Source organism: Streptomyces sp. NPDC042364 (assembly GCF_056437585.1).
On the sequence record NZ_JBWKAJ010000037.1, the window covers coordinates 1 to 26000 of the forward strand.

The following is a 26000-nucleotide window of genomic DNA, read 5'->3' on the forward strand; positions in this document are numbered from 1 at the left end:
CGGGGGGCCCGGGCGGGCCGGCGCCCCGGGCGGCGCCGCCCCGCCGGGGGGGGGGGGGGGGGGGGGGGGGGGGGGGGGGGGGGGGGGGGGGGGGGGGGGGGTGGGGGGGGGGGGGGGGGGGGGGGGCCCCCCCCCCCCACGACCCGTCGCGCGCGGGCCCGCGGCCTCGTACCGCGGACGGCACGACGTGTGGGCGATCGCGGGGACGGCCCTCAGCGTTCGCAGCCGTCCTTCAGGTCGCCGTTGTCCCCCGTGCAGGTGTCGGTGCCGGCGTCGCCGAAGGAACGGTCGTTGCCCACGGAGAAGTCACCGGCGTCCAGTCGGTCGTCGCCGTTCCTGCCGAACATGACGTCGTCCCCGGCGCCACCGGTGATGTGGTCGACCCCGCCGCCGCCGAAGATGCTGTCGTGCCCGCCCTGGCCGTTCAGGAAGGTCCTCGCGGTGGCGGTGTGGTCGAGGGTGATGATGTCGTCGCCCGAGCCACCGCTGACGTCGGCGGGCAGGCTGCCGGTCACCAGGACGATGTCCCCGAGGTCCCCCGTGTCGAGCGTGAGGGTGCGGTTGGCGTACGGGCAGGTGACGGTGTCGCGGTCGATCTGCGTGCAGCCCGGGCCGGCGGTGACGGCGTCACCGCCGTCACTGATGGTCACGGTGTTGCCGGAGCGGGTGATGGCGAGGTCGTTCGCCTTTCCGGCCGCGGCGTTGACATGGATGCGAACCGTGTCCGCCCGCACACCGGTGGCAGCATGCGCCTGCCCTGCCGACAGCACCGTGGCCGCGCCCACCGCCACGGCCGTCACACCTGCCTGTACCGCGCCGCGCATGGAGATCTTCAATGCTCCTCCTGTTCCCCCTGATGAAACCGGCTGGTCTTGCCGCGATCCATCCTGGGCCGGGGCGGAGCCGCGGACATGGGGGCCTGGCCCCCAATTACCGCCTGCGCGCCGAGCGGGCACGGGGCGCCGTACGCCTTGCCGGGATCAGTTGGGGGCCGGGGTGAGCAGCACGAAGTCCGCGTTCGACGGGTCGAGGCAGACGGCGAGCCTGCCCACGCCTTCCGCGTCCACGGGCCCCATCTGCACGCTGCCGCCGCTCCCGGTGACCTTGGCGACCGCCGCGTCGCAGTCGGCCACGGCGAAGACCGGGTGCCAGTAGGGCCGCCCGTCCGCCAGAGCGAGATCCTCCTCGGCGACCTCCATGAGGCCGCCCTGCATGCGTTCGTCGGGAAGCCCGGCGGGCGTGATGAGGATGTACGTGCCGTCGCCGCCCGGCATCTCCATCTCGCCGAACCGCCAGTCGAAGACCTCGCCGTAGAACGTCTTGGCGGCCGTGGCGTCGCTCGTGTACAGCTCGGTCCACGACAGCGAGCCGATCTCGTCCGCCAGTTCGAAGCCCGCGTCGTTCCCTGGCTGCCAGACGGCGAACTGGCCCCCCAGCGGGTCGCTGTACTGGGCCATCCGCCCCCAGTCGCCGAGGTCCCTCGGCGCCACCCGCACCGTGCCGCCCGCGCGCTCCACCGTCCGGGTCGTGGCGTCCGCGTCGGTCACGGCGTAGTAGATCATCCAGGCGGAGCGGGCGCCCTCCTCGGTGAGTTTGCCGAGTCCGGCGACGACCTTGCCGTCCTTGCGGAACATGCCGCCCTCCATGTCCTCCCCTTCCGCCTCCTCCATGGGCTCGTACTCCCAGCCGAGCACCGCCTTGTAGAAGGCCGCGGCGGCCCGGACGTCGGGGGCACCGAGGTCGAGCCAGCAGGGGGAGCCCGGGGTGAGGTCGGTGGTGATCACGGCAAGTCCCTTTCTCAAGTTCTTGCGACTCACCCTGACACCCGGCACCGACGTGCGCGCGTCGACGGCCGCCGCGGCCCGCCGGCCGCCGCGGAGGGACCGCAAGGGCCTCCGGCACCCCCGCGGTCCCACCTGGGGTTCGGGGCCGGGGGGAGCCGGTCGACGGCGTCCGGGGCACCCGGCACCCGCCTGCTCGGCGTTGTGCGGGTGCCGGGCCCCCGACGTTCCGCTCGTGTGGTGCCGGCGCGCGTCAGTCCACGGTGACCCCCGTCGCCACTGCCGGGGCCGGTCCGGCGAGGCCGCCGCCGAAGTTCTCCTCGACTTCCGCCTTCTCCGCGGCGTTCGGGTACGGGTTCGTACAGGCGGTGCCCGCGCTGGATCCGGACATCAGGCTCGAGCACGGACCGGGCTTGCGATCGGGGAGGCCCATGATGTGCCCGAGTTCATGGGCGGAGATGCGGATCGTGTTGTAACCCTGTTCGACGGCCTGACGCCCCATGTAGACGGTTCCGTTGCCCAGGGAGGTGGTCAGGGCGCGCGGCCAGCCGTTGTCCGCGACGACCCGGATGTTGGCGCGTTGCCCGGCGGCGGCCGGACGCAGTTCGACGGCGTCGACGCTCTCGTTCCAGATCGCCGCACCCCGGTCGACCGCGCTCCTGAACTCGGCGGATCCGCCGGCGTCATAGGTGAGGACGCGGGCGGCCGTGCGGACTTCCGTCGCGGCGGGGGGAGCGGCCACGGCCTGGCCGCCTGCGAGGGACAGGGACACCATCATGGCCGCGGCGAGGCCGCCGGCCAGCGTACGGATGTGCATGTTCGACCTCCTTGTGGGGGAAGGTAGTCGTGCTCATGACATTCTGAGGGTCACTGCCCGGCGACGATGGCGGTGAATCCGTCAATCCGGGGCGGCATGCGGCAGGATGCGTCCGCACCCCGCCGCCCGCCTTGATCCGGGATGACCTGGGCTGCCGCCGCGCTGATGCACGGCGACCCGGTGGACGGACGGTCACTCACGGCTTCCCCCGTCCCCGGGCGCCACGGCTCCGTGGAGCGCCCCGGCCTTCCTCCGGCCGACGGACCCGGCCCCAGAGGCCGGCCACCTCGGCCGGCCAACCGGCCACCCTCAGCCGAACATTCGGCCCACCCTCGGCCGGGCATTCCGCTATCCGGCTACCCGACCCGTCGAGGCGACTTCCCACGGACGAGGCCCGGTGCCGTCGGTCCAGGTCCGCAGAGCCTCCCGGTCCACGCACACGATCCCGCACCGGTCGGCGTACTCCACCGCCGGCGCAGTGAAGTCGCTGGTCGTGACCAGCACGGCGACATCGGCCTCGTGGACCGTGAAGCACGTGCCGCCGAATCGCTGCAGGTCCTGCGAGCCGACCCGGTTCGATTTGCCGTAGTACTTGCACTGGATGACGACGCGACGCCCGTCCGGGGTGGCCGCCACGACATCGGCGCCCAAGTCACCGGCCCCTCCGACGACTTCGACGTCGGAGCAACCGTCACGCTCGCAGAGCGCGGCGATCGCCTCCTCGAACTCCTCCGGTGTCAGGGACTCGTAGCCGGGATCGACCTCGACAGGCGGGCGCTGGCGGGGAATCATGCCGGCCTCCAGCTCGTCGGCCGCCTCCCGCGCCGCCTCGTCGAGTGCCGCTGCGGCCCGGCGCGCCGCCCGCGCCACATGCAGCCGGCGCCGCAGGCCCATGAGGCCCGCGACGCCCACGACCACCAGCACGAACACCCAGCCGGGCCGCCGTTCGACGGCACCGGCCACCATGCGGGCCGCCAGCCCCAGAACGCCCAGGAACACGGCGAGGATGACGAAGAACAAGGCGGTCGAGCGAAGGTCGAACCGGTGCCGGCCGCGCGCAGCCGAAGTACGACGCGCAGGTACGGTCACGCCATGCCCCCTTGGGAACCGATGGGAAAGATCACTCCCCACCGTCTGCCCAAGATCGGGACCTTCATCGTCCGGTGTGGACCCGGCAGTCGGAGCACCGGGAAAGCCCCACGCAGCGGTCGAACATGGAGGACCCGGGCGGGTGGTGGCGGTACTGGTCCGAACCGACCGCCGGTCAGGGGCTCTTACGGGCCGCCGGCTCGGCGAGAGGACTCGGGTGCAGTCCGATGGCGAGTGGGGCGGCGGTGAAGACGGAGGAGTAGGTGCCGACCGCCAGGCCGATGAGCAGGGCGAGGGCGAAGTCGGTGAGGGCGTCGTCGGCGAGGACGGCGAGGGCGGTGAGGATCAGGGCCGCGCCGGTGCCGGTGTTGACCGTGCGGGGCAGGGTCTGCAGGATCGCCCGGTTGGTCAGGCGGGCCAGGGGTGCGGTGCGGTCGCGGCCGAGGAGTTCGCGGATGCGGTCGAAGAGGACGACGGAGTCGTTGACCGAGTAGCCGATGACGGTGAGCAGGGCGGCCAGGAAGATGCCGTCGACGGGTTTGCCGAGCCAGGCGAACACACCGGTGAGGATCAGCACGTCGTGGCCGAGTGCGCCGACGGCGGCGGTGGCGAACCTCCAGCGGAAGCGGATCGCGAGATAGACCAGTTGGGCGCCGAGGGCGAGGCAGAGGGCGATGAGGGCGTTGCGGCGCAGTTCTTCCCCCAGTGTGGGGCCGATCAGTTCGTCGCGGATCTTCTCCGTGTCGCCGCCGAGCCCGGCGATGGTCTCGGTGACGGTGGTCGTCTCGGAGTCGGTCAGGTCCTCGGCGCGGACCGTGAGTTGGACGTCGCCGGAGGACTGGACGAGTGCGCGGGGGAATCCGGCGTCGGCGAGGGCGGTGCGCGCCCGGTCGGGGTCGACGGGGGTGCTGGTGGTGTATTCGACGAGGCGGCCGCCGGTGAACTCGATGCCGAAGTCGAGGCCGCGCACGAGGATGCCCGAGGCGGTCACGACGAGGAGGGCGGCGGAGACGGCCAGCCAGCGGCGCGGGTGCCGCATCAGGTGCGGGCCGCGGCGCAGCAGACGGTCGCGGACCCAGCCGGTGTGCGCGATGCCGGTGACGCGGGGGCGGTGGTGGACGGCGGGGCGGCTCGCGGCGTACTCGGCGAGCACACGGGTGATCAGCAGGGCGCTGATCACGGAGGCGAGGACGCCGATACCGAGGGTGACGCCGAAGCCGCGCACCGGGCCGGAGGCGAGGGCGAACAGCAGGCCGGCGGCGATCAGGGTGGTGATGTTGGAGTCGGCGATGGCGCTCAGCGCCCCGCGGAACCCGGCGGCCAGTGCCGAGCGGGTGCTGGGGCGGCTGCGGGTGGCGTGCTCTTCGCGGGCACGCTCGAAGACCAGGATGTTGGCGTCGACGGCCATGCCGATGGCGAGGACGAACCCGGCGAGACCGGGCAGGGTCAGGGTCGCTCCGAGGGCGGCCAGCGCGGCGTAGGAGATCAGTCCGTAGCAGGTCAGAGCGAGGGTGGCGAGCAGGCCCATGAGCCGGTAGACGGCGATGACGAACAGCGCGGTCAGCACGGTGCCGATGGCGGCGGCCCAGGCGGCCGCGGTGACGGCCGCGTCGCCGAGGGTGGCGCCGACGGTGCGCTGCTCGATCACCTCGACCGGTACGGGGAGGGCGCCGCCGGAGATGAGCAGGGCCAGTTCGCGGGCCTCGGTGTCGTCGAAGGAGCCGGTGATCCGGGTGGTGCCGCCGGCGATGCCGGCACCGCAGGTCACTTCGGAGGCGACCTGCGGCGAGGAGATGATCTTGTCGTCGAGGACGATGGCGATACGGCGTTGCGGGTCGCCGACGGGGTGGCAGGCGGCCTGGGCGGTGATCCCGGTCCAGCGGTCGCGGCCGGTCTCGGTGAAGTCGACGGTGACGTGCCACCCGGCGCCGGTCTGCTGGTCGAGGCGGGCGTCGGCCCTCTTGACGTCCTGACCGGTCAGGGCCGCCGCCCGCAGGCGAAGGGGCTGCCCGGTCTCGTCCGGCAGCACACGTTCGGCGGTGGGTTCCGCGGAGGACGCCGCCGTGTCGGGGGCCTTGGCCCGGCCGAGGACCGCGTGAACGGTGAGCTGCGCGGTGCGGCCCAGCACGTCGGTGGCCCTCTTGGGGTCCTGCACGCCGGGCAGTTCCACGAGGATGCGGTGGTCGCCGGAGCGGACGAGGGTGGGTTCGGCGACGCCGAGCGCGTCGATGCGGCCGCGCAGTACCTCAACGGTCCGGTCGGTGGCCTCGCGGTTCGCCTCGGCGGCGTGGGTGGAACGGGTCTCCAGCACGATCTGGCTGCCTCCGCGCAGGTCGAGTCCGAGGCGGACCGGCACGGTCAGCGCGATGGCCAGCGATCCGGCGATCACCGCGAGGGCGAGCAGCGCACGGGTGCGCAGCGAATGGGTGTGGCGTTTCAAGACGAGCCTCCGGCGGGCATGCCGCGGCAGCCGTTGCGCGGGCCGCGACGGAAGAAGAAGGAAGGGGTTCGGTCAGATGCCGTCGGTCGCCGGAGGTGCCCGTCCCCGGTCGTGTGCCGACCGGCCGGGGGAAGAGGCCGGGTGTGGGGACGGGGCGGGCGCGTACGTCGCGTCGTCGGTCGGGGGGAGGGCGGGACCGCGGGGGTCCGTGGCGTGGTGGTCCGGGAGTGAGGGGCGCTCGCCTGGATGGTGCTGCCGGGCCCTTGCCTGGACCGCGCAGTCGAGGGCACACGCGGCGTCCGCGCGGGGGTCGATGTGCTGATGCGCGGCGGCCGGGCGGGGCGCGGTGCCGGGACCGGTGTCCGCGGCAGAGACTGCGGGCGCGGGTATCGCCGTCAGCAGGGCGGCGAGGAGCAGCACGAGTGCCGCCGCGAACCTGCCCGGGGCCGGGACGGCGCGGAGTGCCGGGCGCATGCGCCGTCCCTTTCTGGCTGGTCGAAGTCGGGTGACGGTCCGGGGCCTGCTCCCCCGGCGGCCGCGGCGGGCCACCCACGGCGGGCCACCCCGCCCGGCCGTCGTCAGCGCTCCCGTGGCTGAGCGGGTGTCGGCCTCCGTGGCTGAGCAGGTGCCGGTAGGCGGGCCGTCAGGGTTCGATGAGTCCGGCGCGAATGGCGTACCGGGTCAGCTCCAGCCGGTCGCGCAGGCCGAGCTTCTGCAGCAGGTTGGCCCGGTGGCGGTGCACGGTCTTGATGCTGATGACGAGGATGCCGGCGATCTCCTTGGAGGAATGGCCCTCGGCGACGAGCTTGAGCACCTCCTCCTCGCGGGGGGTGAGGAGCTGCTCGGCGTTCTCCTCCCCGTGGCGGACCCGGTCGAGGTAGTTGCGGATCAGTGCCGTGACCGCGCCGGGGTAGAGGAACGGCTCGTCGCGCATCGCGGCGCGGCAGGCGGCGACCAGATCACGGTCGGCGACGGATTTCAGCACGTATCCGCAGGCGCCCGCCTTGAGGGCCTGGAACAGGTACTGCTCGTTGTCGTGCATGGTCAGCATCAGGATGCGCAGGCCCGGCTTGAACGTGGCCAGCGCGCGGGTGGCCTGCAGGCCGGTCATCCGCGGCATGGCGATGTCCAGGACGGCGAGGTCGATGTCCTGGCCGCGGGCCGCCTCGACGGCCTCCGCGCCGTCCCCGGCCTCGGCGACGACCCGCAGGTCCGGTTCCCGTTCCAGGATCAGGCGTACGCCGCGGCGGACGAGGGCGTGGTCGTCGGCGAGCAGGATGCGGATCGGCGTGGCCGCGGCCGTGCGGGGTGCCGATGCCTCGGTGGGCTCAGGAGGCGGGGCCGGGACGGACATGGTCACCGCTTTCTGGGGACGGGGTGGTGAGGCGGATCCTGGTGCCGGTGCCGGGCGTGGAGGTGAGGTCCAGGGCGGCGCCCGCCAGCAGGGCCCGTTCGCGCATGCCGCGGATGCCGGCGCCCTCGCACGGAGCCTCGATGCCGCGGCCGTCGTCGGCGATCTCCAGCACCACCGCCTCGCCCGCGCGGCACAGGCCGACCTCGACGCGACGGGCGTCGGCGTGGCGGGCCGCGTTCGTCAGGCTCTCCTGCGCCACCCGGTACAGGACCAGTTCGGTCTCCGGCCGCAGGGCGGGCAGGTCGGTGTCGAAGCGGCGTACGACGTGCAGCCCGGTGTGGGTGGCGAAGTCCTGTGTGAGGGACGTCAGGGCGCTGACCAGGCCGAGGTCGTCCAGAACGCCCGGGCGCAGGCGGCGCACCAAACGGCGGACTTCGTCCAGGCCGTCCCGGGTGATCTCCTGCGCCTGCCGCAGCTCGTCGCGCAGCGGTTCGTCGGCGTCGTCTGCGGCCCGTTTGAGGACCAGCAGGATCGCGGTCATGCTCTGTCCGACCTCGTCGTGCAGTTCCTGGGCGATGCGGCGGCGTTCCGCCTCCTGGGCGAGCAGCACCCGGGCGCTCGCCGTGGCGCGCTCGTGCTCCAGCCGGTCGAGCATGGCGTTGAAGGTGCGGATCAGCTTGCTCACCTCGCCGCCGGCGCCGGGCACGGGCAGCCGCTGCCCGGGCCGCAGCAGGTCGACGGTGGCCATCAGCCGGGTCAGCCGGTCCAGCGGGGCCAGGCCCAGACGCAGCAGGGCGGCGTTGGCGACCAGCATGACGGCGAGTCCGCCCAGCAGGATGAGCGCCTCGGTCAGCAGCACCGGCACGGAGACGGTCACCGGAGCCCACAGCAGCAGCGCCGTCGCGGTGCCCAGCACCAGGGCGTTGAGCCCGAAGATCCGCCAGAACAACGACACCCGGTAAACGCCTCCCTCCGCGGCCCGGCCTCTTCCCCTCCACTGTCGGTCATCACAGGCCCCGGGCAAAACTCGAAGCCTCTGATTGTGACCACTCCCCACCCACTCTGCCTTGTTTTCCAGGAGGAGGGGAGGGGGAACGGTACCCATATCGGAGGTCAGCAGATACCCATACACATGGATACCGCGGCCCCGGGGAAATGGGTCCGGCGCCCGATGGGCTTCCGGTGGGCGAACGACCAGAGTCGAAGGTGACCGAGCCGCCCGGACGGCCGGCCCGTACGGCGCCACACCGGGCGGCCACTGCTGCGCCCGGCCCCCCTTTCGGAAAGGAACCTTCCCGTGCCTCTGGACACCTCCCGGACCGACCCCCGCCCCGGACGGCTGACCGCCCACGACGCTCGCCAGCGACTCGAGCACGCCCGCAACAGCCGGATCGCCCAGCTCCGGGCGCTCCGCGACGGCGGGCAGAGCGCGGAGGACCCCCTGATGTCCGCGCAGGCCGATGCGATCGGCAAGGTCCTCAAGGAGATCGACGCGGCGTTCGCCCGCATCGACGAGGGCTCCTACGGCACGTGTGTGGGCTGCTCCGCGCCTGTTCCGGTGGAACGCCTGGAGATCCTCCCCTACACCCGGTACTGCGTCGCCTGCCAGCGCCGTGCCGCCGCCTGATCCACCGCGCCGTCCCGCGCGTTACTGTCTCCCGCCCTGCTCACAAGGGGTGAAGTGGTGAACCGTCAGACCGTCCGCGACCGGGCCACGCACCTGTCGCCCGAGGACCTCGCCGCGCTGCAGGAGAACCTGCGCGAACAACTTCTGTTCCGCCGGGAACAGCTGCGGCAGATCGCCGCGGCGTCCCGTGCCGAGGATCTGCTCCGGCGCCGCTGCCCGGCGCAGGACGAGGTCCACGTCAAGCTCGCCGCCTCCGCGCGCATGGTCCTCGCCGATGTCGAGGCCGCGCTGCGGCGTATCGCCGAGGGCCGCTACGGCATCTGCCATCTGTGCCGGCGCCCCGTCGAACGCGAGCGTCTGGTGGTCGTACCGCAGGCCCGCTACTGCGCACGATGCCAGCAGGTACGGGAGGCGGGACGATGACCGTCATCCGCCGCGCCCGCGGCTCCTCCCCGGCCGGGCACCGGCCCTGGCCGCTGTGCCGGCGGTGCTGCGGCCTCGCCCTCGACCTGGGCAGCCTGCGCACCCGCGCCTGGGTCGCCGGCCGCGGCCCGATCCTCGACGTCCCGACCGTCACCCGTCCGGGCGCCGACGCGGTGTACCCGATCCAGCGCGGCACGATCGTGGACGTCCCCGGAACGGCCCGCATGCTCGACCGGCTGCTCGGCCACCGCCTCCCCCGCATCATCCGCCCCCTGGTGGTGGTCACGACGCCCGTGCTGGACGGCCCCGCCTACCGGGAGCGGGCCCGCACCGCCGTACAGGTTCTGCGTCCACGCGCGGTGCTGACCGTCCCCACGGCGCGGGCCGTAGCCCTGGCCGCACGAGCCGACCTGTCGCGCCCGCTGCTGGTCGTGGACATCGGCGCCCATCTCACCGAGGCCGTGCTCCTGTGCGACGGCCTGGTCTTCGACGCCCGCCGTACGGCCCTGGGCACCGCCGACGTCTCCGGTGCCGGTGCCGGTGCCCCCGAGGAGATCGTCGAAGGGGTCACCGCCATGATCATCTCGATGCTCCGGCAGGATCGCACGACCCTCACCGCCGACGCCCTGAGCCGGGGCCCGCTCCTGGCCGGCGGGGGCGCGCTGCGCCCGGACATCACCTATCGGCTCGGTGGCAGCCTGCACACGTCGATGCGAGTGGTCCCCGCACCGCACACGGCCGCCCTGCGCGGTGCCGCGGCTTTCCTGCGGTCCGCGCACGCCCACCCCTCGGCCGGCAGCGCATAGGAACACGGCGGCGGTCTCCCCCTCGTCCAGGGAGAAGGAGACCCAGGGAGAAGGAGACATCGTCGAGGCGCACAGCGGACCGTGCCGTGATCGACGTCCTCGTGGCGATCGCTCCGGCCACGTCTCTGCGTCGGTGCGAGCCGCCCCGCGTCCTCCGGGCGTCGCCGTCCGGGCGCCCGGAGCGGGAGAGGGGGGGCGGTTGCCTGACGTGGCGCGGGTGCCACTTTCGGAGGATCCGGTTCCGGCCTGTCGGCGGGGGTCGTACCGCTGCTCGGCGGAGTGCCTGCCCGTGGGAGCCGGGATGGGATGGACACGCAGGCCAGGACCCCGAGGAGCGCCTGATGGCCCATCCGTCGCAGCGCCTGTCCCGCCTGACGCATTGTCAACGTCCTCGTCCGACCGTACGCAGGAGACACCAGTGAGATACCGGAAGACTCTGCCCTGGCTTGCCGCCGTGGCCTGCCTCGCGACCGCTTGCAGCAGCCCGTCCGCCGACCGCTCGGCCTCGACGTCCGCCGCGGCCGGCCCGTCATCGGACTCCCCCGAGAAGCGGAACAAAGCGCTCGTGCTGCGCCTGTACTCGGAGGGGTTCGACAGGAACAGGACCGACGTGGTGAAGGAGCTCACCGCCCCCGGCTACGTGCAGCACGAGAAGTCGGTGCCGGGCGGAGCCGACGGACTGGTCGAGCAGTTCAAGGATCTGAAGGCGAGAATTCCCGGTGCGGTGGCCACCGTCAAGCACGTGGCGGCCGACCGCGACCTGGTGGCGGTGCACTGGCACGCGTCGGCCACCCCGGAGAACGAGGCGACCGGCGAGGCGAGGGTGGACCTGTACCGGATCGGCAACGGCAAGCTGGCCGAGCACTGGGGCATCACGCAGACCGTCCCGGCGAAGACGGCCAGTGGGAACTCACTGTTCAGCGACAGGTACCGGTACCCGCGGGGGGCACCGGCCCTGTCCGAGGAACAGGAGGAGCGGAACCGGAGGTTCGCAGTCTCCGCGTACCGCAGGCTCTCCGACGGCGACGTGAAGGTGATCGACGAGAGTTGGGATCCGCGGTACTACCAGCACAACCCGGCGGTCACCAGCGGAACGGCCCCCAGTCGCCGACGGGCGGTAGCAGTCCCGCGCAGGGGCCGTGACCGGGGCCGGGCCGGGACCGCTGGGGAGCGGTCGGCCCGGCCGGCGGAGGTGGTTCACCAGGTGTGGGCCACGTCCACCACGAGGCGCCCGTCAAACTGCAGCACCCGGAAGGGGAGACGGGCACGTACCCCGAGTCCGAACTGCGTCTGGCCCTCGAAGGAGCCGCCGAACTTGGCGTCCCGGAACGTGCGGTATCCGGTGAGGTTCACGCCCGGCAGCGGCTTGCCGACCTTGCCGGGGTACGTGGGAGCGCCGGAGTCGTACGCGGGTGCCCTCACGATCACCTCCAGGATGGCGCCGCCGGTGACGGGGATGGGCTCGCCGGTCGGGTCCTGGATCAGCCGGTCGACGTAGTGCACGGTGTACCCGAGCTGGTCGGCCGAGGCGCCCGGAACGTCGACGACGAACCGGTCGTAGCAGTCGTGGCGACCGGTCCTGGCGTTCGTGATGTACTCGCCCGACGTGCTGGACCAGTCCGTCTTGGCGAGACTGCCCCATCCGGTCGGGCACGCGGCCGCAGCTCGGGGAGCGGCGGCCGGAGCGGCCGCGCTCGGCATGGCGGCCGCACCCAGTGCGGCGGTCACCAGGACCGCGGTCACGCAGACCGTCCTGCTTCTAGTCATCCTGTCCCCCCAAGGGTGCGAATGTCCGACATCAGGGGAGACATTCGGACGGGCCGGAAGGTTGCACTCCGCTCACTGGAAAATGGGGAGATCCAAGCCGGCGCTTCCCGGCGCCCGGTGTCTCCTTGCGCCCTACTCCTGTTGACGGCCGTTCCCGCGCCGGGCGAGGAGCAGTGCCACGTCGTCGTCCGGCTCGGGGGTGAGGGCCGCGAGCAGCAGGTCGCAGGTCTCCTCCAGGGGGAGACGGGTGTCGTCCAGGACGCGCAGCACGTTGCGCAGTCCCTCGTCGACGGACATCGCGTGGCTCTCGACCAGGCCGTCCGTGAACAGTGCGAGCAGGGCCCCTTCGGCGAGTTCGTGCTCGCCGACGGTGAAAGGGACACCGCCCACCCCGAGGGGGACTCCGCCGGCGATGTCGAGGAGTTCCGCTCTCCCGTGCGGGCCCACCAGGACCGGCGGCAGATGGCCCGCACGGGAGAGTTCGCAGCGGCCTCGGCGGGGGTCGCAGACGACGTAGAGGCAGGTGGCCAGTGTGTCGGAGTCGCCGAGCGAGGCGGTGAGGCCGTCGAGGTGGTGCAGCAGCTCGGCCGGGGGCAGGTCGAGCCGGGCGAGGGCGCGGGTGGCCGTGCGGAGCTGGCCCATGATCGCCGCCGCGTGCACACCCTTGCCCATCACGTCGCCGACCACCAGTCCGACCCTGCCGTCCCTGAGCGGCAGCACGTCGAACCAGTCCCCGCCCACCTCGCTCATGGCGGGCAGATAGCGCGAGGCCACCTCCATGCCACTGTGCCGCGGGGGTGTCTGGGAGAGCAGGCTGCGCTGGAGGGTGAGCGCGATGTCCCGTTCACGTCCGTACAGCCGCGCGTTGTCGATGGAGATGGCGGCGCGTGCGGCCAGCTCGACGGCGAGGGTGAGGTCCTGGTCGTCGAAGGGCCTGGGGTTGGCGGTGCGGCTCAGGCTGAGGGTGCCCAGCACCTCGCCGCGGGCCATCAGGGGGACGGCCAGATAGGAGTGGACACCGGCCCGCCGCAGGGTCCCGGCGGCGGAGTCGTCCCGCGCGATACACAGTAGCGCCGGATCGTCCACGTGTGCGAGCAGGATCGGCCGTGCCTCCCGTACGCACCGGGTGACCACCCGGGACGGGCTGTACAGGGCGGGGCGGCCGACGGGGTCGGCGGCCTCGGTCGCGCCGGTGGGACGGCTCGCCTTGAGGGCGAGCGCCCAGAAGTCGAGGGAGCCGTCCGTCCGCGGCGCGGCCGTGCCGCCGGGGTTGACCACGGTGTCCAGTGCGTCCACGGCCGCGACGTCGGCGAGCTGGGGCACGGCCACGTCCGCCAGCTCCCGTGCCGTCCGGCGCAGGTCGAGAGTCGTACCGATGCGGACGCCGGCGTCGGCGATCACCGCCAGCCGCTCCCGGGCCCGGGCGACCTCGGCGGCCGCCCGCTGCCGCTCGGTGACGTCCAGTACGGAGATCGCGAGGCCCAGCACCCGCCCGTTCGCGTCCTCGATCCGGTGGTACGACTCCGAGTAGGCGCGGTCCTCGTCGTCGGCGGCCGTGCGGCCCTCGGTCTGCTGGTCCATCAGCGGCTCACCGGTCCGCAGGACGTACCGCATCCGTGACTCGATGGCCTCCACGTCGAGGGCGGGCAGCACCTCGCCGACGCGGCGGCCCAGCACGGCCTCCTCCGGGACGCCGTTGAGGCGTTCCAGCGACGGGTTGACCCGCAGCCATCGCAGGTCCGTGTCGAAGACCGCGATCCCGACCGGGGACTGGCTGACCAGGATGTGGGAGAGCGCCAGGTCGCGCTCCAGGTTGCGGACGGTCTCGGCGTCGGTGCCGAGGCCCAGGGCGAAGATGTCGCCGTCGGCATCACGCAGCTGCATGGTGCGGAACTCGACCCGGCGGGTGGAGCCGTCCTTGTGCCGCACCGGGAAGACCCCCGCCCAGCGCGCCCCCGTGCGTACGCTCCTGAACAGCTCGCGCGCCCGCGTCTGGTTCTCCGGGGCGACGAGCAGGGCGCCCGCGTCCCGGCCCAGTGCTTCAGCGGCGGAGAATCCGAGCAGTGACTCCGCTTCAGGGCTCCACAGCGCGATCCGGCCGTCGCCACCCAGGACGAGTGCCGCCACGCGCAGCACGTCGAGCAGCCCGCCGGGCGCGGCAGTGATGCCGTCCGGCGAGCCGCTCCCGGCCCGGGACTCTGGCTCGGGCATACCGGACGCTCCTTCCGGCGGCAGCTCGGGAAACCGGTCCCCTGCTGCCGGGCCCCCTGTCAGTCATACCTCTGACCCCGCGCCACCGCACGCCATCACCGTCCACGTCAGGCGGGTCGGTCCGGCTCCCCGAGCCGTCACTCACACGGGAGCCGGCAACCGGAGGGGTGCACCATGACCGGGTGTGACGATGCCCCGCGGGCCGCGGGCCCCGGAGACGGTCCGCGCCTCGTCGGCACGCGGGGCGCGAGCGAGGCGGCCGAGGCGGAGACTCGCGCGGCCGGCACAGGGGCGGCAGAACCACAGGGTCCTGTCACACGACGGACGTCCGACCGGTGAGCGGGTCGAAGCCGACGTGGTGGGGGCGACGGCAGGGGCTCCCCCAGGGGCGCGCGCCGTGCTCGACCGGCGCCGCCCGCGTCGCCGCAGGCGGAGAGGGCCGGGCATGGCCCGTCGTCTGCGGTGCCCACCCGCAGGTCGACGCCGGGGCCGGTCACCCGCAGGGGTGCACGGGACGTGATGTTCTCCAGCGTCAGCACGCGGTCCGGCCGTCGGACGTTGCGGACGGTCCGTACGGGCGTCCGGTCGGACGGCCGGCGCGACCGGTGAGTCACCGATGCGGTGGTCGCGGACCAGCGGATCGGTGACGCCGAGGTGGCCGGAAGCCGCTCATGTGCGGAGGTCGAACCGCTCGGTGGCCTTGACCAGGCCGTTCACCTGAATGTCGACGGCGTGCTCCCCGGCGTAGTAGCGGCGGGTCTGTACCTCCTTGACGGGGTGGGACTTCTGCACGGCCCGCCGCTCGCCGGCGGCGAGTCGCAGCGTCGTCAGTTTGAAGACCTTGGGGATGCTGCGGCCGTTCCTGCGCACGTGGTGGACGACGTAGTCGACGGTCACACTGTGCGGCCTGTCGTCGCCGTTCTCCACGGTGAAGTCGATGAGGAGGGTGTCCCCGACGGTCACCGCCCCGGGCGTGACGCGCAGTCCGGACACCTGGACGAGCTCGCCGCCCGTCGCCCCGAGGATGGCCAGGGCCTGCTGGTCGCCCTTCTTCACCAGGGTGCGCAAGGCGTGCTTCACGATCCGGTCGGTCTCGGGGGTGGGGCTCTCCTCCAACCAGCGCAGCGCGGTGGCGAGCGCGATGTCGGGGTTGTCCTTGGAGATGTCGTTGAGGTTGTTGGCGACGGACCTGCGAACGTACTCGGAAGGGTCGCTGCGCAGGGGTTCGAGGATCTCCAGGACGGGCCGGGGGTCCTTCACGAAGAGGTCGAGGGTGCGGGCCCAGGGCAGGCGCGGGCGGATCCCCTCGCTGGCGAGGCGCCGTACGTTGTGGCTCGGGCTGCGGGCCCACCGCGCGACCCGCTTCATCGTCAGCTCGTGGTGGTCCTCGACGAAGGGCCTGACGGCGTACTCCCCGGTGTGGCGCCGGGTGATCTCCTCGATGGCGTCCAGGGACACCTCGGGGTGGTCCCGGCCGTACTCCTCCACGAACCTGGCCACCGGCATGAGGAACCAGCTGGTGTTGAACATGCCCTCGCCCTCGGCGAGTTCGTCACCGAGGATCGACACCAGCACGGCCACGGCCGTGGGGTAGTCCTCGGGGAGCCGGCCGCGCAGTCCCTCGGTCAGGACGAGGACCCGGTCCTTCAGTTCCTTGCCGGGGATGCGCTGTTCGACCTCGGCGGCGTACCCCTCGACGTCGAAGTCGGGGTGTACGGCCCGGACCTTGCCGCCGACGAGGCGCGCGGCCTCGCCGTTGAAGTGTCGCTTCAGTCCGTAGTCGCCGGCCATGGTGCTCGGGCCTCTTCGTCTCGTACGAGTGATGGCTGTCGGTGGTGATCATGGGTGCGGGCCCTGGACATCGGGCGCGCCGGGGTGTCCCTGGGGTCGATGACCAACGCCCCGCCGGCCCGAAACTCCCGTACCGGGCCGTCGCCTCCCGTCCGCGGATGCCCGGCACCCGGCCTTCGGAGGCGATCACATCGGTCCCCCGACGGGGACCCGGCGTCGAGACATGCCAGGAGCATGGCGACCGGTGAGCCGCGCACAGCGGTCGCCCGCAAAAACGGCGTCGTACACGCGATCCCCCGTGTTTCAGTTCAGGCACCCGAAGGGTGATCGGGGCCGGTTCCGGTGCTCGTGGCCGACGGCGCCGATATCGAAGTGAAGGCTATGAGTATCAGTCGACAAAGGTCAAGAGATGGTTAGCGAGGCGCCCATTGAGCAGCACGGCGACATGGCGCAGGAATTCTTTACTCCGAATGTCACGACGGAACATACACGCCCCAAAATCAGCCGACACGCCCGCTTCAGACGGGGAGTTACCGCCCGAGCAATGCTCACGTCACACCCGAGAACGCCGACACCGCAAGCACGCCCGGCGAGCAATCCGGCCCCTTGGAATGAATGTCGCCGGCAAAGGGGTGGATTCCGGGGATACGACCGCTCCCCTCCTTCCGGATCAAATTACCCGGTTGACGTGAACCGAGAAGTCAGAGAATCGAATCGCGCCACACGGTGGCCGAATTCCGCAGGGCGGCTCCGGTCCCGCCGGAAGATCCGCGACACCGGCTGACCGTGTTGCGGTCGGGCGCGGCGTCGGCCGGCCGGCGCGGCGGGAGCCGGTACCCGGACTGCCGCCGGTCTGCCCGGACGGCCGGACGGCTCTGATCAGGACCGTTCGCGAGCACGTGCCGCGATGCGGTCGGCCAGCACGGACAGGGGCACGCTGGCAGCCCAGCTGTAGATGGCGGCGAGGGGCGAGATGCGCGCGATGGGTACCGAGGCCAGGAACACCATCGCCTGGGCGGGGAGCGGGACGGTGCGCCAGTTGGCGCCCGACGGACGGATCACGTGCAGTTCGAGCCCGTACAGCACCAGTGCGGCCGCGCCGATGACAGCACCGTACAGGCCGGGACCGAGGAAGCGGTCGCCGTACGTCTCCAGGACGTGGGTGGGAAACGGGATCAGAGACACCAGCACCAGGAACGCCACATGGAGCCAGAACGCGTACAGGTCGATCCCCTCCGCGTTCCGCACCGCCGCGTGATGGGCCCGCCAGAACAGCGCGATCACCACCGCGCTCAGCACGAAGGCGCCCACCTGTGACTGGACGTCGTCGAGCGCCTCGCGCAGTTCGGCACCCTCGAGCCCGTCGGGCAGATCGATGTCCAGCACGAGCAGCGTCATGGCGATGGCCGTCACACCGTCGGTGAGGGCGAGCATCCTGTCCCTCGGCATGAGATCCGCTGGGGGCCGGGCTCTGCGCCGCTCGGGGCTTGCGTTCATGGCACCTGTGTTAGCAGCCCCGCCCCCGCGCGGGCGGTCAACGACGCGCGGGAAAGTCGAGTCGCCCGCCGGAGGATGCGGGCGTCAGCGGGACACGCCGAGGCCGGGGGTTCGATACGTCCGGCGGACGCATGGAAACCGTCGAAAGCGGCGTCAGCCGCCACTGCCGCCTTGTCGCCAAAGTCAGCGTCAGGTCAGCACCGGTGACGCCGAGTCGGCCTACGATCGCCAGGAAGCGCCAGGACCGACCACGAACCGAGCCCGGACCGGTCTGCGAGGCCGCAGGCCGGGAGGACGGCTGCTCTCTCATCAGGAGGTATCCATGAAAATGCTCATCAACGTCGCGGAGACCGTCGTCGCGGACGCGTTGCGGGGTATGGCTGCTGCTCATCCTGAGTTGACGGTGGACGTGGAGAACCGGGTGGTCGTGCGGCGGGACGCGCCGGTGGCCGGCAAGGTGGCGCTGGTCTCCGGGGGCGGTTCGGGGCATGAGCCGCTGCACGGCGGCTTCGTGGGACCGGGGATGCTGTCGGCGGCCTGCCCGGGTGAGGTGTTCACGTCGCCGGTGCCGGACCAGATGGTGCGGGCGGCGGCTGCCGTGGACAGCGGGGCCGGCGTGTTGTTCATCGTGAAGAACTACACCGGTGACGTGCTGAACTTCGACATGGCGGCGGAACTCGCGGAGGACGAGGGCATCCAGGTCGCCAAGGTGCTCGTCAACGACGACGTCGCGGTCACCGACAGCCTCTACACCGCCGGGCGGCGCGGCACCGGTGCCACCCTGTTCGTGGAGAAGATCGCCGGCGCCGCCGCCGAGGAAGGGCAGCCCCTGGAGCGTGTGGCGACACTGGCCCGGCAGGTCAACGAGAGCTCCCGCAGTTTCGGTGTGGCGCTCAGCGCCTGTACGACCCCGGCCAAGGGCAGCCCGACCTTCGATCTTCCCGCAGGGGAGCTGGAGTTGGGGATCGGCATCCATGGCGAACCGGGGCGTGAGCGCCGTCCCATGATGACCTCCCGCGAGATCGCCGACTTCGCGGTGAACGCCCTGCTGGACGACATGAACCCCCGCAACCCCGTGCTGCTCCTCGTCAACGGCATGGGCGCCACTCCCCTGCTGGAGCTGTACGGCTTCAACGCCGAGGTGCAGCGAGCGCTCACCGAGCGGGGTGTGGCCGTCGCCCGTACGCTCGTCGGCAACTACGTCACCTCCCTCGACATGGCGGGCGCCTCGGTGACGCTGTGCCAGATCGACGAGGAGACGCTCCGGTTGTACGACGCGCCCGTGAGGACGCCCGGGCTGCGCTGGGGGATGTGACCCTCGGACCCAGCACGATGCGTACGGTACGTGCCGTGGGCACGGCCCGTATGGCTCTGTCTGCCGACTCTCTTACCAGGCAAGGAGATTCCGTGCTCGACGCCGACTTCTTCCATCGCTGGATGGTGACCACGGCGGCTTCCGTGGAACGCGAGGCCGAGCGGCTCACGGCGCTCGACTCGCCGATCGGGGACGCCGACCACGGCAGCAATCTGCGCCGCGGGTTCACCGCCGTGGTGTCCGTACTGGAGAAAGAGGCCCCGGACACGCCCGGTGCCGTGCTCGTGCTGGCCGGGCGTCAGCTGATCTCGACGGTGGGCGGTGCGTCCGGCCCGCTGTACGGAACGCTCCTGCGGCGCACCGGCAAGGCGCTCGGGGACGCGGCCGAGGTGAGCGACGCCGAGCTCACGACCGCGCTGCGGGCGGGAGTGGACGCCGTGATGACGCTCGGCGGGGCGGCACCGGGCGACAAGACGATGATCGACGCGCTGGTCCCGGCCGTCGAGGCGCTCGACCGGTCCTTCGCCGCGGCGCGGGCCGCCGCCGAGGAGGGCGCCCTGGCGACCACGCCGCTGCAGGCCCGCAAGGGGCGTGCCAGCTATCTCGGTGAGCGGAGCATCGGGCACCAGGACCCCGGCGCCACGTCCGCGGCGCTGCTCGTCGCCGCGCTCGCCGACACCGCGGAGGCCTCCCATGGATGACGAGAAGCTGGTCGGTGTGGTGCTGGTCTCGCACAGCGCCGCCGTCGCCTCCTCGGTCGCCGAGTTGGCACGGGGGCTCGCGGGCGCGGGCGCCCGGGTGCCGGTCGCCCCGGCGGGCGGCACCGAGGACGGCGGGCTCGGCACCAGCGCCGAGTTGATCTCGGCGGCGGCCGCGGCCGTGGACCGGGGCGCGGGGGTCGCCGTCCTCACGGACCTCGGCAGTGCCGTCCTCACCGTGAAGGCCCTGCTCGCCGAGGGCGACGAACTCCCCGAGGGCACCCGTCTGGTCGACGCGCCGTTCGTCGAAGGCGCCGTCGCGGCGGTCGTCACCGCCTCCACCGGGGCCGATCTCGCGGCGGTCGCCGCCGCCGCTTCGGAGGCGTACGCGTACCGGAAGGGGTGACGACGACGGGGCCTGCCTCCACGCTCCTGGGGACAGGCCCCGCGCCGTGCACTCACCCGTCCGCCAAGAGCTCCGAACAGAAGTGGAGCCCGGCTCGCGACGCCTGGCACGCACGCTCGCCGCGTTGCCGAAAGCCCCTGGTAGCCCCGCTACAAGGAGCTTCCGGCGCCTTGCGATCGCACGCACCAGACGCCGCGAGCCGATCGGACTCCACCTTTGTTCGGAGCTCTAAGGCCGCGCCCTGACCTCGCCCTCCCGGCCCACGAACCGGCGTGCCAGCGCCTCCCCCTGTTCCACCGCCGCCTCGTGGTCCTCGATCGGGAGGACGCGGGTGTCCTCGAAGACGATGTACGTGACTCCGGAGGTGGTGCCGCCGGTGCTCGGGTCGGGGCGGATGCCCAGGCCCTTGGCCGTGGCGTACGAGGCCTCGCCGATGATGTGCTGCGGGCCGGTGTCGCCCACGACGCCGTACTGGACGCGGTCGCCGTGGACGACGGCGGCCACCGAGCCGCCCCTGATGCCGTGGTCGCGGTAGTCCCAGATGCGGCTCGGGGCCGGGAGGACGATGAACGGCAGGTCCGCGGCGTCGAGGTGACGGCCGTCGCGCTGCTGGTAGGAGGTCGTGGGCTGGAACCACGGGTCCGCGCTCCGGTTGCAGCGCGCGCTGGGGCGGCCGTCGCAGTCGATGTCCATGTCGGCCTTCCAGAACACCGCGCCGTCGGTGCCGCAGACCGGGATGACGGCGGGGGCGTCGGCGTCCTTGCGGTAGAACCCGTCGGACACCCGGTCGCAGTCGCGGACCTTCGCCAGCAGTTCGGCGGCCGTCACGGCCCCCTGACGCTGTATGGACTGTTGCTGCTGAGCCAGGGCGGGCAGGGTGGCGGGGGCCAGCAGGGCGGCGCCGGCGGCGGCCAGCGTCAAGGACCGGACATGCACGATAAGGGACCCTCTCCTGGGGGACACTGACGGTCACTCATCACCCCAACGTGAAGGGGGCTGGAGAGAAGGGCCACTGGTAGGGGGCCGGACGGTGCACACCGTGCTTCTCACGAGGACGCGGCCGAGGGCCCGGGCCGGCCTCGGCCCCGGCCGCTCGGCCGCCCTGGTCGGCGCGGGGTGGGCGACGACAGCGGCCCGCACCGTACGACGCGAACCGAGCGCTCTCGCACGCGAGTTCACGCCGCGTCATAGCCTCAGCATACGTAGCCGCGGGCCGGGCCGTGAACCGAGCGGCCACGCCTTCGTCCTGCCCGCACCCTCTTGATGTGCGCGCGTCAGCGTGGCATACATACAGGGGATAGGTACAGACCAATCGCCGATGAGGGCTCCCGCACCAGCGGTCCCACCCGTAATCCGGGAGCCCGTGATGAGGGGGCTGGATCGTGCGACGCGTTCCCGAGCCGGTGCCGTGGCCGGCGTTCCTGGTCTGCGGCGCGTTGCTCCTCGCCGTCTCCTGCGGGCCGCCGCAGAGCCCCGGTCGCCGGCCGCCCCCGGCTCCCCAGGGGGTCACCGCCGCCGCGGGCAGCGCGACCAGCGTGCACGTCATGTGGAACCGGGTGACCGGCGAGCCGGAGGTCGCCGGGTACGAGGTCTACCGCGGCGAGACGAAGGTGGAGGACGTGCCCGGCGACGAGCACATGGTGGACGTCACCCGGCTGCGCCCCTCCACCACGTATGTGTTCACCGTCCGGGCCCGCAGCGCCGCCGGTGACCTCGGCCCGCCCAGCCGGGAGGTCCGGGCCACCACCTCCGCGGGTGGCGCCGCCGACCGCCGGGCCCCCACCCGTCCCGCTCACCTCGAAGGCCGGGTGATCGGCAGCAAGGCGGTGCGGCTGTCCTGGCGGCGGGCCACCGACGACCGGGGCGTGGTGTCGTACGACATCCTCCAGGGCGGCTCGAAGATCCACGGGGTGGGCGGGGAGCAGACGACGGCCGTGGTCACGGGGTTGCGGCCCGGCACCCGGTACTCGTTCTCCGTGCGGGCACGGGACGCGGCGGACAATCTCTCGCCGGCGAGTCGATCCGTGCGGCTCACCACCGAGCGGACCGGGCGGGGGACGGACGACGGGACGGGCGGCGGGGCAGGCACGGCACCCACCGCCTTCCGCGCGAGCACGCGCCTCGCGGACGGCGCCTACTCCCTCGAACTGTCCTGGGTGCCGCCGAGCGCCGACGGGGTGATCACGGAGTACGAGATCCAGCTCGACGGGCGGACGGCGACGACGCTCGTCTGGGGCGGGACCCCGCCGCGAGGGCGGGCTTCGTACGGCTTCTACGCGGGACGGGAGGCCGGCGTGACGTACCGGGTGCGGATCCGGGCCAAGCTGCCGGACGGCACCTGGGGCCGGTTCTCGGCGGAGCGGACGGTGACCACCGGTCCGTGAGTACGTCCCCCGGACGGCGCAATCCGTCACCTGCCCGGGGGCGGTCCGCATGCGGGCGGGGCGTGCGGCACGTTGGCTCGCCCTGAGGCAGCACGGGTCCTCCGATCCTCGGCGGCGCAAGGGATGTGCCGCCGACCGTGCCGCCGGAGGGCAGACCCATGCGTACGTCTCAGCTACTCCTCCGCTCCGGCCTGACCATGGCGGCCGCCGCGCTGCCGATCGCCCTGGCCACGCCGTCGGTCGCCGTCCCCACGGGGATCTCGGTGAGCACCACGGGGTCCTCGGTCACCGTCACCACGAGCGATTGCCCCACCAGCGTCAACGGCACGTTCGGTACGGCCTCGCTGCTCTCCAGCGGGCAGGCCGGCTTCTCCCAGGGGCGTCAGGCGAACCTCGTCGGCACGAGCACCAGCCAGTCGGCCTCCTGGACCAACGTGACCCCGGGCACCTACACCGTGATCGTGGTGTGCCGGGACGGGACCTCGGCGGGCAGCCAGTCCGTCATCGTCACCGCCGCCACGCCCACGATCTCCACGACCGCCTCGCCCTCCCGGGGCGTCATGGGCGGTGTGGGCGGGGCCACCGAGGACTACGGCACCCTCACCCTGGTGGGCGGTGGCGCGCTGGTCGCCACCGGCACGGTGGCAGCGGTCTGGTACCTGCGCCGCCGGGCCAAGCCGCACCGCCTGTGAGCACCGGGCGGGCGGTCGCCGCATGACGCGGTCGGCCGCCTGCTCGCGCCCGCACCTCCGGGCTACTCCCGCTCCCCCGCCGTTCCCCCGCCACTGTCCGGCACCCGGCCTTCGGGCAGTCGTCCTTCGCCGGGTCGGTCTTCCGGCAGGCGCTCGAACTCCGTCAGAGCGTCGCGCAGCCACCGGGTCCAGAAGGTCTCCAGGTCGATGCCGGCCCGCAGGATCAGATGCTGAAGACGGTCCTGGGGGGTGTCCTTTCCGGGCCCGAAGTCCCGCTTCTCGATCTCCTCGTACTCTGCCAACTGCCGCTCGTGCAGGGTGAGATGGCGACGCAGATCGTCCTCCAGGCCGGTGGTGCCGACGACCGCCGCGGCGCGCAGCCGCACGAACAGGGCGTCACGCCACGGCTTGGGTTCCTGGGGTGCGGAGGTCCAGCGGGCCAGTTCCTCGCGGCCCGCCGGGAGGACCTCGTAGCTCTTCTTCTGCCCTCGGGCGGGCCGTTCGGCGGGCAGGGCACGGATGTAGCCCTCGCCCTCCAGCTTTCCCAGCTCGCGATAGATCTGCTGGTGTGTCGCCGACCAGAAGTAGCCGATCGACCTGTCGAACCGCCGGGTCAGCTCCAGGCCCGACGAGGGCTTCTCGAGCAGGGCGGTGAGGATCGCGTGCGGGAGTGACATGGGCTCATCCTAGGAAGGGCCGTTCGACCGGCGGCCCCCGCACGCTCCGCGCGGGTCACCGCCCGGCCCGTCCGCTCTCCTACAGCTCCGCCGCCAGCTCGGTCCCCTGCTTGATCGCGCGCTTGGCGTCCAGTTCGGCCGCCACGTCGGCGCCGCCGATGAGGTGCGCGGTCCGTCCGGCGGCGACGAGGGTGTCGTAGAGGTCGCGGCGCGGCTCCTGGCCGGTGCAGAGCACGACCGTGTCGACCTCCAGGACCTGGCGGACGCCGCCGACGGTGACGTGCAGTCCGGCGTCGTCGATCAGGTCGTACTGGACGCCGGGCACCATGACGACGCCGCGGTGCTTGAGTTCGGTGCGGTGGATCCAGCCGGTGGTCTTGCCGAGGCCCGCGCCGACCTTGGAGGTCTTGCGCTGGAGGAGGTGGACCGAGCGGGGCGGGGCGGGCCGCTCGGGAGCGGCGAGGCCGCCGGGGGCGCGGTAGTCCAGGTCGACGCCCCACTGCCGGAAGTACGCCGCGGGGTCCTCGCTGGTCTTCTCCCCGCCGTCGGTCAGGTACTCGGCGACGTCGAAGCCGATGCCGCCGGCGCCCAGGATGGCGACCCGGTCGCCCACGGGGGCGCCGTCGCGCAGGACGTCGAGGTAGCCGACGACCTTGGGGTGGTCGACGCCCGGCAGGTCGGGGGTGCGGGGGGTGACGCCGGTGGCGACCACGACCTCGTCGTAGGCCGTGAGGTCGTCGGCCGTGACGGGGGTGTCCAGCCGTACGTCGACGCCGTGGGTGTCGAGCTGGTGGCGGAAGTAGCGCAGGGTCTCGTCGAACTCCTGCTTGCCGGGGACCTTGCGGGCGACGTTGAGCTGGCCGCCGATCTCGCTCGCGGCGTCGAAGAGGGTGACCTCGTGGCCGCGCTCGGCGGCGCTCACGGCGCAGGCGAGGCCCGCGGGTCCCGCGCCCACGACCGCGATCCGCTTGCGCAGCCGGGTCGGCGAGAGCACCAGTTCGGTCTCGTGGCAGGCGCGCGGGTTCACCAGACAGGAGGTGATCTTGCCGCTGAAGGTGTGGTCGAGGCAGGCCTGGTTGCAGCCGATGCAGGTGTTGATGGCCTCCGGACGACCCTCGCGGGCCTTGGCGACGAAGTCCGGGTCGGCGAGCATCGGGCGGGCCATGGACACCATGTCGGCGTGGCCGTCGGCCAGCAACTCCTCGGCCAGTTCCGGGGTGTTGATGCGGTTGGTGGTGACGAGCGGGACGGAGACCTCGCCCATGAGCTTCTTGGTGACCCAGGTGTACGCGCCGCGCGGCACCGAGGTCGCGATGGTGGGGATGCGGGCCTCGTGCCAGCCGATGCCGGTGTTGATGATGGTGGCCCCGGCCGCCTCTACCGCCTTGGCCAGCGTGACGACCTCGTCGAGGGTGGAGCCGCCGGGCACCAGGTCGAGCATCGACAGCCGGTAGACGACGATGAAGTCCTCGCCGACCGCCTCGCGCACCCGGCGCACGATCTCCACGGGGAAGCGCATGCGGTTCTCGTAGGAGCCGCCCCAGCGGTCGTCGCGGTGGTTGGTGCCGGCGGCGATGAACTCGTTGATCAGGTAGCCCTCGGAGCCCATGATCTCGACGCCGTCGTACCCGGCCTGCCGGGCGAGCCGGGCGGCCCGTGCGTAGTCGTCGATGGTCTGCTCGACCTCGGCGTCGGTGAGGGCGTGCGGGACGAAGGGGCTGATCGGGGCCTGGAGGGCGCTCGGGGCGACGAGGTCGCGGTGGTAGGCGTACCGCCCGAAGTGCAGGATCTGCATCGCGATACGGCCGCCCTCGCGGTGGACGGCGTCGGTGATCTCGCGGTGCTGCGCGGCCTCGGCCTCGGTGGTGAGCTTGGCACCGCCCTCGGCCGGGCGTCCGGCCTCGTTGGGCGCGATGCCACCGGTGACGATGAGGCCCACTCCCCCGCGGGCCCGGGCCGCGTAGAACTCCGCCATCCGCTCGAAGCCGCGCTCCGCCTCCTCCAGGCCGACGTGCATGGAGCCCATGAGCACGCGGTTGGGGAGCGTGGTGAAGCCCAGGTCCAGCGGGCTCAGCAGGTGGGGGTAACGGCTCATCGGGGCCTCCATGCGTGGCGTCGTCACCAAGGTTGTAGACGACGCCACGCCGTTTTTGCAACTAGTTGCACAATGGCTGAGGGCAAGGCCACACCACGAAGGGTCCTGAGAGCTGCCGGGGGCGAGCCCT

At 72.5% G+C, this 26000-nt stretch carries 23 protein-coding genes and 1 pseudogene; 9 read left to right on the forward strand and 15 right to left on the reverse strand.

Annotation, left to right across the window (positions count from 1 at the left end; translation table 11 throughout):
• Positions 1-212: 212 nt before the first annotated feature.
• The 8 genes from AC067N_RS37680 to AC067N_RS37715 all read right to left on the reverse strand — a co-directional run bounded on the left by AC067N_RS37680 (position 213) and on the right by AC067N_RS37715 (position 8436).
• Positions 213-836, reverse strand: coding sequence for a calcium-binding protein (locus AC067N_RS37680; protein WP_478683462.1), 624 nt, complete (start codon positions 834-836; stop codon positions 213-215).
• Positions 837-980: 144 nt separating this feature from the next.
• Positions 981-1784: a VOC family protein gene (locus AC067N_RS37685; RefSeq protein ID WP_478683463.1), complete on the reverse strand. Its 804-nt coding sequence runs from the start codon at positions 1782-1784 to the stop codon at positions 981-983.
• 250 nt (positions 1785-2034) lie between these two features.
• A complete protein-coding gene (locus tag AC067N_RS37690; protein WP_478683464.1) occupies positions 2035-2598 on the reverse strand; it encodes a snapalysin family zinc-dependent metalloprotease in 564 nt (187 codons plus the stop codon).
• A 348-nt stretch (positions 2599-2946) separates the two neighbouring features.
• Complete coding sequence (locus tag AC067N_RS37695; protein ID WP_478683465.1) at positions 2947-3687, reverse strand: restriction endonuclease; 741 nt, start codon at positions 3685-3687, stop codon at positions 2947-2949.
• 175 nt (positions 3688-3862) lie between these two features.
• Positions 3863-6127, reverse strand: coding sequence for a protein translocase subunit SecD (gene secD, locus AC067N_RS37700; protein ID WP_478683466.1), 2265 nt, complete (start codon positions 6125-6127; stop codon positions 3863-3865).
• 72 nt (positions 6128-6199) lie between these two features.
• Entirely contained in the window at positions 6200-6601 is a 402-nt protein-coding gene (locus AC067N_RS37705) for a hypothetical protein (protein WP_478683467.1), read from the reverse strand.
• A 169-nt stretch (positions 6602-6770) separates the two neighbouring features.
• Positions 6771-7481, reverse strand: coding sequence for a response regulator (locus tag AC067N_RS37710; RefSeq protein WP_478683468.1), 711 nt, complete (start codon positions 7479-7481; stop codon positions 6771-6773).
• Positions 7456-8436 carry a HAMP domain-containing sensor histidine kinase gene (locus AC067N_RS37715; RefSeq protein ID WP_478683469.1) on the reverse strand — a complete coding sequence of 327 codons (981 nt, stop codon included), beginning with the start codon at positions 8434-8436 and terminating at the stop codon, positions 7456-7458. Before AC067N_RS37715 ends, AC067N_RS37710 begins: the two co-directional genes overlap by 26 nt.
• 342 nt (positions 8437-8778) lie before the next feature.
• Between AC067N_RS37715 and AC067N_RS37720 the strand changes: the two genes are divergently transcribed.
• The 4 genes and pseudogenes from AC067N_RS37720 to AC067N_RS37735 all read left to right on the forward strand — a co-directional run.
• Complete coding sequence (locus AC067N_RS37720; RefSeq protein WP_478683470.1) at positions 8779-9108, forward strand: TraR/DksA family transcriptional regulator; 330 nt, start codon at positions 8779-8781, stop codon at positions 9106-9108.
• A gap of 54 nt (positions 9109-9162) precedes the next feature.
• Positions 9163-9531 (forward strand): TraR/DksA C4-type zinc finger protein, encoded by a 369-nt coding sequence (locus tag AC067N_RS37725; RefSeq protein WP_478683471.1) that lies wholly within the window; start codon positions 9163-9165, stop codon positions 9529-9531.
• The gene (locus tag AC067N_RS37730) at positions 9528-10337 is read left to right on the forward strand and encodes a hypothetical protein (protein WP_478683472.1); all 810 of its coding nucleotides are present in this window, start codon (positions 9528-9530) and stop codon (positions 10335-10337) included. Before AC067N_RS37725 ends, AC067N_RS37730 begins: the two co-directional genes overlap by 4 nt.
• A gap of 301 nt (positions 10338-10638) precedes the next feature.
• Positions 10639-11214, forward strand: a pseudogene (locus tag AC067N_RS37735) (nuclear transport factor 2 family protein); the annotation flags it as partial.
• 320 nt (positions 11215-11534) lie between these two features.
• Here AC067N_RS37735 and AC067N_RS37740 read toward each other — a convergent pair.
• The 4 genes from AC067N_RS37740 to AC067N_RS37755 form a co-directional block, all read right to left on the reverse strand.
• Entirely contained in the window at positions 11535-12104 is a 570-nt protein-coding gene (locus AC067N_RS37740; RefSeq protein ID WP_478683473.1) for an AMIN-like domain-containing (lipo)protein, read from the reverse strand.
• 132 nt (positions 12105-12236) lie between these two features.
• Positions 12237-14315, reverse strand: coding sequence for a SpoIIE family protein phosphatase (locus AC067N_RS37745; protein ID WP_478683474.1), 2079 nt, complete (start codon positions 14313-14315; stop codon positions 12237-12239).
• A 669-nt stretch (positions 14316-14984) separates the two neighbouring features.
• Entirely contained in the window at positions 14985-16106 is a 1122-nt protein-coding gene (locus AC067N_RS37750; RefSeq protein ID WP_478683475.1) for a DNA alkylation repair protein, read from the reverse strand.
• A gap of 879 nt (positions 16107-16985) precedes the next feature.
• Positions 16986-17603, reverse strand: coding sequence for a TMEM175 family protein (locus tag AC067N_RS37755; protein ID WP_478683476.1), 618 nt, complete (start codon positions 17601-17603; stop codon positions 16986-16988).
• 322 nt (positions 17604-17925) lie between these two features.
• Between AC067N_RS37755 and dhaK the strand changes: the two genes are divergently transcribed.
• The 3 genes from dhaK (at position 17926) to AC067N_RS37770 (ending at position 20022) form a co-directional block, all read left to right on the forward strand.
• Positions 17926-18918, forward strand: coding sequence for a dihydroxyacetone kinase subunit DhaK (gene dhaK, locus AC067N_RS37760; RefSeq protein ID WP_478683477.1), 993 nt, complete (start codon positions 17926-17928; stop codon positions 18916-18918).
• A 92-nt stretch (positions 18919-19010) separates the two neighbouring features.
• Positions 19011-19619 (forward strand): dihydroxyacetone kinase subunit DhaL, encoded by a 609-nt coding sequence (dhaL, locus tag AC067N_RS37765; protein ID WP_478683478.1) that lies wholly within the window; start codon positions 19011-19013, stop codon positions 19617-19619.
• On the forward strand, positions 19612-20022 hold the full coding sequence (locus AC067N_RS37770) for a PTS-dependent dihydroxyacetone kinase phosphotransferase subunit DhaM (RefSeq protein WP_478683479.1): 411 nt from the start codon (positions 19612-19614) through the stop codon (positions 20020-20022). The genes dhaL and AC067N_RS37770 overlap by 8 nt, the downstream gene beginning before the upstream one ends.
• A gap of 228 nt (positions 20023-20250) precedes the next feature.
• Here AC067N_RS37770 and AC067N_RS37775 read toward each other — a convergent pair whose 3' ends face one another.
• Positions 20251-20958 (reverse strand): glycoside hydrolase family 75 protein, encoded by a 708-nt coding sequence (locus AC067N_RS37775; RefSeq protein ID WP_478683480.1) that lies wholly within the window; start codon positions 20956-20958, stop codon positions 20251-20253.
• Positions 20959-21404: 446 nt separating this feature from the next.
• Here AC067N_RS37775 and AC067N_RS37780 point away from each other — a divergent pair, with 446 nt between their 5' ends.
• Positions 21405-22406: a fibronectin type III domain-containing protein gene (locus AC067N_RS37780; protein WP_478683481.1), complete on the forward strand. Its 1002-nt coding sequence runs from the start codon at positions 21405-21407 to the stop codon at positions 22404-22406.
• 158 nt (positions 22407-22564) lie between these two features.
• The gene (locus AC067N_RS37785) at positions 22565-23098 is read left to right on the forward strand and encodes a hypothetical protein (protein WP_478683482.1); all 534 of its coding nucleotides are present in this window, start codon (positions 22565-22567) and stop codon (positions 23096-23098) included.
• 62 nt (positions 23099-23160) lie between these two features.
• Here the strand turns inward: AC067N_RS37785 and AC067N_RS37790 are convergent, their stop codons facing one another.
• Together AC067N_RS37790 and AC067N_RS37795 are read right to left on the reverse strand one after the other, a co-directional pair.
• Complete coding sequence (locus tag AC067N_RS37790) at positions 23161-23775, reverse strand: PadR family transcriptional regulator (protein WP_478683483.1); 615 nt, start codon at positions 23773-23775, stop codon at positions 23161-23163.
• A gap of 79 nt (positions 23776-23854) precedes the next feature.
• On the reverse strand, positions 23855-25870 hold the full coding sequence (locus AC067N_RS37795) for an FAD-dependent oxidoreductase (RefSeq protein ID WP_478683484.1): 2016 nt from the start codon (positions 25868-25870) through the stop codon (positions 23855-23857).
• Positions 25871-26000: the final 130 nt, after the last annotated feature.